Here is a 7,730-nt window from a genome sequence, read left to right on the forward strand (position 1 = left end):
TGCGCCGCGGTGAACCGCCCCCCGCGTCACCGGCACATGGTAGGTAGCCTTTGCCCGTCAGGACAGCCGCGGGCCGTCGGCCCGCTCCTCGTACCGAGGGGTCGTTAGTGGTCACCCAGGCCGGAACCGGACTCGCGCGCATCGCCGTCATCGCCCCCAACCGACGGTTGGACCTCGCCCTACCTGAGCATTTGCCGCTCGTCGGGCTGCTACCCGCCGTGCTGCGGCAGGCCGACGAGGAACCGTCGGACGGCACCAGCCACGGCGGCTGGATGCTGCGGCGCAGCGACGGTAGCCCGGTCGACCTGACCCGTACGCTGGCCGCACAGAACGTCCGCGACGGCGAGACGCTGCACCTGGTGCCGCGGCGCACCGAGTGGCCGGAGCTGGCGTACGACGACCTGATGGAGGCCGTTGCCGACGGTGCCCGACGACGCGGGGTGGTCTGGAGCCCGTTCGCGACCCGGCTGACCGGTCTGATCGTGGCCGGCGTGCTGCTGCTGCTCGGCCTCGTCGTGATCGTGACATCCGAGGAGCCCGGCTGGCTCGGTGGTGCGGTCGCCCTCGGCGCGGCCGGGCTGCTGCTGGTCTGCGGGATCGTGCTGTCCCGGGCGATGGCCGACTCCCTCGCCGGCGCGGTCGTCGCCGCCGCCGGCCTGCCCTACGCCTTCGTCGGCGGCGTCCTGGTGATCGGCACCGGCGAGTCGGTCTGGGCGCTGGGCGCCCCGCACGTGCTGCTCGGCTCCGCGGTGCTGCTGCTCTCCGGGCTGCTCGGGCTGCTCGGGGTGGGCGACGCGACGCGGGTCTTCGTGGCGGCGGTCTTCGTCGGCTTCTGGGGCATGGCCGGCGGGTTGCTCGCGCTCGGCTCCATGGATGCCGCGCAGGGCAGTGCGATCGTGGTCGGTGCGGTCACGTTGCTGCTGCCGGCGATGCCGCTGCTCTCCGTGCGGCTCGGGAAGATGCCGATGCCGGCGCTGCCGCGTACCGCCGCGGACCTGCTGCGCGACGAGCCGCAGCCGAAGCGGGAAGTCATCTACCAGGCCACCGCCCGGGCCGACGAGGTCTTCACCGGCATGATCTTCGGGGCGTTCGTCATCACCATCGCCGGCCTGATCGTGCTCACCGCGACCGGCACGCTCTCCGCGCTGCTGCTCGCCAGCATCATCTCGCTGGGCTACCTGCTGCGCGCCCGACTGGTGTCGACGGTCCGGCACCGGGTGCCGATGCTCGCCGTCGGCCTGGTGGGCCTGGGGCTGCTGCCCCTCGTCGGTGCGACCGACGCGTCGACCGGCGCCCGGGTGCTGGCCGTCCTGCCGGTGGCCCTGGTCGCGGCCGGGCTGTCAGCCGCCGCCGGGCTCGCCTACAGCCGGCGTGCCCCGTCTCCCCGACTGGCCCGGCTCGGCGACACGTTCGACATCCTGCTCCAGCTGGCCGTGGTCCCGGTCGCGTGCAGCGTGCTCGGCCTGTACGCGTTCATGCGCGCCATCAACGGCTGACGGTTCCGTCACCAGTCGCGGTCGCTGGCCTCGGACATTTCATTGCCGCGGATCAGGTTGACGATTGCGGTGTCGATGTCGGGGCCGACGAAGAAGTCGTCGGCCCAGTGCAGCATGAACACCCGCCCCTGCGCGTCGGCAACGAGTTCCGATGGTCCGTCCTCGTTGTTGCCGATCGGGTATACCGGGTTGTCGAATTCCTCGGCGAAGGCGCGTGCCTTGTCCGTGACGATGCCGCCCAAGGTTGGGAAGAGGTAGCTGGTGAAACCGTCCGGTTGACCGGGCCTGTCGAGCTGTGGCAGTTCCAGACCGCCGAACTCGATAAGTGCCGCCCGGACGACGGGTGGGCATTCCAGTCCGGCGAGTTCGTCGGCGAAGCGGACCATCCAGTGGTCGACCGCGGCGCTGGCATCACGGCCAGGAAACCAACCGGCTTGCTCCAGCACGTACCGGACGTCTGGCGGGAAGCGTCCCTCGGCGGCGCGGCGTTGCGCGTACCGCTCGGCGATGGTCTGCCACGGCAGTGAGGGCCATTGGGAGACTTCGCCGCTCTCTCGGTCGATGACGGCTCGGGGGTAACCGGTGGCCGGGGGCGGTAGGGGTGGACCGTCGGTTGCGGCGGCGACCGGTTCGACGAGGCAGGCGACGTAACCGAGGTCGAACTCGAACAGGGTCACGTCGAATGCAACCCGGCGCTCGTCGGCCCATTCGCGGGCGATGGCCAGGGCCTCGTCGCGGCTGATCATCGAAGGACTCCTCGGGCTGCCGCAATGATGGACGCCGGCCACGGTGGCTGCTACGTCGGCGGTCAGGCCAGGTTCACCAGCTGCGGTCGCTGGCCTCAGCCATCGGGCCGCCCCGGATCAGCTTGACGATGGCGGAGTCGATATCCGGGCCGACGAAGAAGTAATCGGCCCAGTGCAGCATGAACACCCGCCCCTGCGCGTCGGCGACCAGTTCGGATGGTCCGTCCTCGTTGTTGCCGATCGGGTATACCGGATTGTCGAACTCCTCGGCGAAGTCTCGGGCCGCGTCCGTGACCACCCCACCACGAGTGGGGTGGATGAAGCTCATGAAGCCGCCGCCCGGACGGCCGCTCCGACCGAACTGAGGCAGCCGTAGACCGCCGAATTCCACAAGCGCAGCACGTACGACGGGTGGGCATTCCAGTCCGGCGAGTTCGTCGGCGAAGCGGACCATCCAGTGGTCGACCGCGGCGCTGGCATCACGGCCAGGAAACCAACCGGCTTGCTCCAGCACGTACCGGACGTCTGGCGGGAAGCGTCCCTCGGCGGCGCGGCGTTGCGCGTACCGCTCGGCGATGGTCTGCCACGGCAGTGAGGGCCATTGGGAGACTTCGCCGCTCTCTCGGTCGATGACGGCTCGGGGGTAACCGGTGGCCGGGGGCGGTAGGGGTGGACCGTCGGTTGCGGCGGCGACCGGTTCGACGAGGCAGGCGACGTAACCGAGGTCGAACTCGAACAGGGTCACGTCGAATGCAACCCGGCGCTCGTCGGCCCATTCGCGGGCGATGGCCAGGGCCTCGTCGCGGCTGATCATCGAAGGACTCCTCGGGCTGCCGTCGTCGGTTACGCAGGCCGACTCCGGATGCGGGCACCGGTCGGCTCGACGCCGTGCCTATGGTAGGCACCGCGGTCCGGAGTTCGTGACCGTGCCGGCGTACGCCAGGGGAGGGGTGCCATGCCGTCGCGGCGGGACCAGGTTCAGTCGTACCAGTTCTTCGTCCAGCGGATGACCTCCGCGCTGGTGGCGCGCGAGCCCGATCCGGAGGCGGCACCTTTCCGCCGGCTCGGTGGTGCCGGCTTCGCCAGCATCATGGTGGCCGTGCTCTGCCTGGCCGCAGTGGGGGTGTACGGACTGCTGCGTCCCGGCGGCGCAACCAAATGGAAGGAGGGCGGTGCGGTCATCCTGGAGAAGGAGACCGGTACCCGCTATCTGTACCGGGAGGGACGGCTGCACCCGGTGCTCAACTACGCGTCTGCCCTGCTGGCCATGGAGACTGCGGCACCGACCGTTTCGGTTTCGCGCAATTCGCTGGTCGGCACCCCGCGTGGCCCGCGCATCGGCATCCCGTTCGCTCCGGACGCGCTGCCTCCGGCCGGCCGCATCCTGGACGGACCCTGGACCCTCTGTACCCAGCCGGCGCGTAACGCGGCCGGCGGTATCGTCGCCACCACCGTGCTCACCGTCGGGCGGGCACCCGGCGGCGGGCGTGATCCGGGTGACAGCGCGCTGCTGGTGCGCGACCGCAAGACTGATCGGCTGCATCTGGTCTGGCGTGACCATCGGTACGAGATCCGCAGCGAGAAAATCGTGTTGGAGGGTCTCACCATGAGCGCCGAGCCAGTGGTGGAGGTGGGTGGGGCGTGGCTGAACGCCTTGCCGGCCGGAGAGCCGATCGCGCCTCGACGGGTGGCCGACCGGGGGACTCCCTCGACGGCGTTGCCGGACGCCCGGGTCGGCCAGGTCTTCGTGGTGGAGAGCCAGGGCGGCAGCCGCCAGTACTACCTCGCCGAACGGACGAGGCTGGCGCCGATCACCCCACTTCAGGCGGATGTGGTGATGGCCGACGGGGAGACCCAGTTGGCGTACCCGGGAGAGGCGAGGCCCTTCCCGATCGAACTGGCCGCCGGTACCGCCGCCTCGGCGCCCAAGGCAGCCGCACCGGCCCAGGGGCGGCATCGCGCGCCGGAGCAGCGGCCGGAGATCGCTCGGTTGGCCGGCGACCAGCCGGCGATCTGCGCGGCCTACCAACCGGGCGCCGATGAACCGACACTGCTGCTCGACGCGCAGGTCCAACCGGTTCGGGAGCCGGTACGCACCGGTGAGCAGACGGGTGACGGGATCCCGCTCGCCGACCGGGTCGTGATAGAGCCGGGTCACGGCGTTCTGGTCGCTGCGGTCTCCTCCCCTGACCAGGAGACGGGAACTCTGAACCTGGTCACCGACCTGGGTCACCGTTACCCGCTGGCGTCCGAGGGCGTACCTGCCATTCTCGGCTACTCGGAGGTGCGGCCGGTACGGCTGCCTGCAAGTTTGGTGGTCCGCCTGCCTGCCGGGCCGGTACTCGACCCGACGACGGCGAAACTCGCCCTCGACCCGGAGTGACCTGACCAGCCACAATGGAAATGCGGGTCGAGCAACGGTCTAGCGCGGGCTGGACACGACCCGTTACCGTTCGTACGACGATGGTGCGCGAGCACCGACTGACAGGACGCCCCGGTGAGTCGGGGCGATCAATTGAGGACGGGGGTGACTTCCGCCATGTCGATGAACACCGACACCGGCTTGATGCTGAAGACCGAAGGTGACGTCGATGCCGTCGCCGATCGGCTCACCGGCAACCTCAACTCGCTGATGGACCAGCTCGCGCCGCTGTACGACCAGTGGAAGGGCGCTGGTGCCGGTTCCTTCCAGCAGGTGCGTGAGCGGTTCGACCAGGACATGGCCCGCCTCAACGTCGCGCTGCGGGCGATCGCCGAGGCGGTCGGGTCTGCGGGTAAGGACTACGACGTCAGCGACGAGGAGATCCGGGCCGACATGGATGGCGCGGGTGCCACCGCCGGTCAGATCACCGCGGCGCTGAAGCTCTGACGGGGGAGAAGACTCATGACGGAGATTCGGTACAACTTCGCCGGGCTGAACGCCGCCGCCGACAGTTGCAGCGGTGCGGTCCGGAACATGACCGGTGAGCTGGACGGGCTCAAGTCCGGCATCGCGCCGCTGCTGGCCACCTGGGACGGCGACGCCCGGGAGGCGTACTTCCAGCGGCAGACTGAGTGGGAGTCGGCCGCCAACGACCTTCGTGACCTGCTTGGGCGGATCGAGAAGGCGCTTCGTGAGTCGGCTGCGAAGATGCAGGCCCGCGAGGCGGCGAACCGCGCGAAGTTCGGCGGCTGAACCGAGATCGCAGCACCGATGGCCCGGCCCCGCGCCGGGCCATCGCCGTCTGCGCCGCAAGACAGCACTCGCCGTCCGGTGACTGGCGACGCCGCGCTCAACCGCGCGGCATCGAATTGGGTACCCGGAAGAAAACCTCCTCGGGTTCGTCGATCTCGGGCTCGGTCGGGGGCGGTGCCGACGGGCGGGTGGGCCGCCAACGGGTGCGACGGCCGCGCGGTAGCAGTGTGGCCAGCACCCCGACACCGACCGCGACCATGGCCAGCGCGAGGCCGATCCAGAGGGCCAGCCGGCCGAAGACCGCCCAGCGGTCCGAGCGGGCCTGCGCCGCTGCGTCGTACGGCACCTCGGGCAGGGGCGGTTGGGCCACCGGGTCCCCGGTGGTCAGTCGTTCGGTGACCGCCCGGTACGGGTTGACCACGCCGCTGCCGTAGCCGCGTGTGGCGTCGCCCCGGGCCGGATCGGCGGTGGCCAGGAGGCGTCTGGTGACTTCCCGAGCCGACAGGTTCGGCTCCGCCGCGCGGATCAGTGCGGCGGTCGCACTCACCATCGGGGCGGCGAAACTCGTCCCGTCGTAGGTGTTGTGTCCGGCCAGTCTGGTCGCCGCCACCACCGCACCGCCCGGAGCGCTGATGTCCACGTACGGCCCGATCTGGGACTGCCGGATCCGGGCCCCATACTGGTCGATCGCGCCCACGCCGATCACGCCGTCGTAGGCCGCAGGGTAGGGCACCGGATCGGGGCGGGCACCGTCCTGGTGCTGGTTGCCGGCGGCGGCGACCAGCACGACGTCCTTCTCCAGCGCGTACCGGACGGCCTGCTCAACGTCAGGATCCGGCTGGTACAACGTCACCGACAGGTTGATGACATCGGCACCGTCGTCGACCGCGTGGCGGATGGCCTGCGCAAAGACGGCCCCGGTGACGGTCTCGCCGCCAGCGCCCGGGCCCTCGTTCGCGTTGCGTTCACTGACCCGGACCGGCACGATCGTGACGTCCGGCGCCAGACCGTGGAAGCCCACTCCGTCCTGGCGGCGAGCGGCGATGATGCTGGCCACGGCGGTGCCGTGGGACACGCAGTCCACGTCGCCCCCCGGCGTGCCGCGCAGGGCGTCGAAGCCGGTGACCACCCGACCGGCCAACTGCGGGTGACTGCTGTCCGTGCCGGAGTCGACGACCGCGACCCGCACTCCCGTGCCGGTGCTGAACGGCCACACCCGCTGCGGGGCGAGCCACCGCTGATGCCAGGGAGTCTCGGTGTTGACCTCTCCCGGATCGCTCGGATTATCGCAAATCGCCGGTGCGGCAGCCGCCGGGCTCGCGACGGGAATCGTCAGAGCCGTGGTCAACAGCGTCCCCATCAGCGCAAACGTCGCGACAGGACGGTCCCGGAACATGTCTGCACGCCTCCCGTCAACCGGTCCCGCTGCATCCTAGCGGCGGGCCGCCGCCAGACCGGGCACACCGATGTCGTGCCCATTCAGTATGGTCGAGTTGTCACGCCCGGGCGTGGGCGGCGGATGGGACCTGCGCGGGGAGGAACACGCCATGGACGTACAGGCGCTGCGCGCCCGTGCCGACGAGCTGATGGCGCAGTTCGAGCGGATGCGCTCCGGTGTCGGCGACCTGCAACAGCAGATCAAGACGGTGAAGGCGACCGTCACCTCCGAAGACGGCCTGGTGACCGTCACGGTCGGTCCTCGTGGTCAGGTGACGAAGGTCGAGTTCGATCCGCGTATCTACCGCCGGCCCAACTCGAAGGAGCTTTCCGCCACGGTCACCGAGACGATCCGGCGGGCTACCGAGCAGGCCATGGCCGAGGTCGAAAAGCTGCTCCGTCCATTCGTACCGGACAGTCAGTTCCAGGCGTACATCGATCATGATCTGGACGGCATCTTCCGTCAGTTGGACAGCGATCTGCCCGGGGAGGAGAGACGATGAGCGACCTTCGCGAGACCTTCGTCAAGCCCGACGCTGCCCTGGAGGGCGCCAACGAGCTCGGCGCGGCCGGTGCTCGGTTGGCTGCGGCCTGGAGCAATGTCGCCGCCACGATCAACACTCTCAACGCCGCCAGGCCGAGTCCCTGGGGTGACGACGAGCCGGGCAACGAGTTCAACAAGAACTACCTCGGTGGTGACGATCAGCCGGCGCAGCGGGTCCTCGACCTCGCCGCGGATCTGGTGCCGCTGGTCGAGGTGCTGGGGCCCACCGTCAAGGGGGCGGTCGAGGGCACCGTCGACACCGACGACATGGTCAAGACGCTGTTCGGCGGAGACGACAAGTAGCAGCTCACCCGCTACGGGTCGACATCGGA

The 7,730-nt window shown here is 70.0% G+C and carries 9 protein-coding genes; 6 read left to right on the forward strand and 3 right to left on the reverse strand.

All coding sequences use genetic code 11. The annotated features are described in order from the left end of the window. The first annotated feature begins 107 nt into the window (after nt 1–107). Nucleotides 108–1,496 (forward strand): type VII secretion integral membrane protein EccD, encoded by a 1,389-nt coding sequence (gene eccD / locus O7624_RS17100; protein WP_282236507.1) that lies wholly within the window; start codon nt 108–110, stop codon nt 1,494–1,496. 8 nt (nt 1,497–1,504) lie between these two features. Here the strand turns inward: eccD and O7624_RS17105 are convergent, their stop codons facing one another. Next, nucleotides 1,505–2,242, reverse strand: coding sequence for an SUKH-3 domain-containing protein (locus tag O7624_RS17105; protein WP_282236508.1), 738 nt, complete (start codon nt 2,240–2,242; stop codon nt 1,505–1,507). A 73-nt stretch (nt 2,243–2,315) separates the two neighbouring features. Further along, entirely contained in the window at nt 2,316–3,056 is a 741-nt protein-coding gene (locus tag O7624_RS17110) for an SUKH-3 domain-containing protein (protein WP_282236509.1), read from the reverse strand. A 141-nt stretch (nt 3,057–3,197) separates the two neighbouring features. Between O7624_RS17110 and eccB the strand changes: the two genes are divergently transcribed. The 3 genes from eccB (at nt 3,198) to O7624_RS17125 (ending at nt 5,417) form a co-directional block, all read left to right on the forward strand. Then, nucleotides 3,198–4,625 (forward strand): type VII secretion protein EccB, encoded by a 1,428-nt coding sequence (eccB, locus tag O7624_RS17115; protein WP_282236510.1) that lies wholly within the window; start codon nt 3,198–3,200, stop codon nt 4,623–4,625. Between the two features lie 156 nt (nt 4,626–4,781). Further along, nucleotides 4,782–5,111, forward strand: a complete 330-nt coding sequence (locus tag O7624_RS17120) for a WXG100 family type VII secretion target (RefSeq protein ID WP_093411131.1) — start codon at nt 4,782–4,784, stop codon at nt 5,109–5,111. A 15-nt stretch (nt 5,112–5,126) separates the two neighbouring features. Further along, a complete protein-coding gene (locus tag O7624_RS17125; RefSeq protein WP_093411129.1) occupies nt 5,127–5,417 on the forward strand; it encodes a WXG100 family type VII secretion target in 291 nt (96 codons plus the stop codon). Nucleotides 5,418–5,514: 97 nt separating this feature from the next. Here O7624_RS17125 and mycP read toward each other — a convergent pair whose 3' ends face one another. Next, nucleotides 5,515–6,777 carry a type VII secretion-associated serine protease mycosin gene (gene mycP, locus O7624_RS17130; RefSeq protein ID WP_282236511.1) on the reverse strand — a complete coding sequence of 421 codons (1,263 nt, stop codon included), beginning with the start codon at nt 6,775–6,777 and terminating at the stop codon, nt 5,515–5,517. Nucleotides 6,778–6,964: 187 nt separating this feature from the next. Here mycP and O7624_RS17135 point away from each other — a divergent pair, with 187 nt between their 5' ends. Next, nucleotides 6,965–7,357: a YbaB/EbfC family nucleoid-associated protein gene (locus O7624_RS17135; protein WP_093411219.1), complete on the forward strand. Its 393-nt coding sequence runs from the start codon at nt 6,965–6,967 to the stop codon at nt 7,355–7,357. Beyond that, a complete protein-coding gene (locus O7624_RS17140; protein WP_093411127.1) occupies nt 7,354–7,701 on the forward strand; it encodes a hypothetical protein in 348 nt (115 codons plus the stop codon). The genes O7624_RS17135 and O7624_RS17140 overlap by 4 nt, the downstream gene beginning before the upstream one ends. Nucleotides 7,702–7,730 lie beyond the last annotated feature (29 nt).

It is taken from the genome of Verrucosispora sp. WMMD1129 (assembly GCF_029581255.1).
Lineage (GTDB): Bacteria > Actinomycetota > Actinomycetes > Mycobacteriales > Micromonosporaceae > Micromonospora > Micromonospora sediminimaris.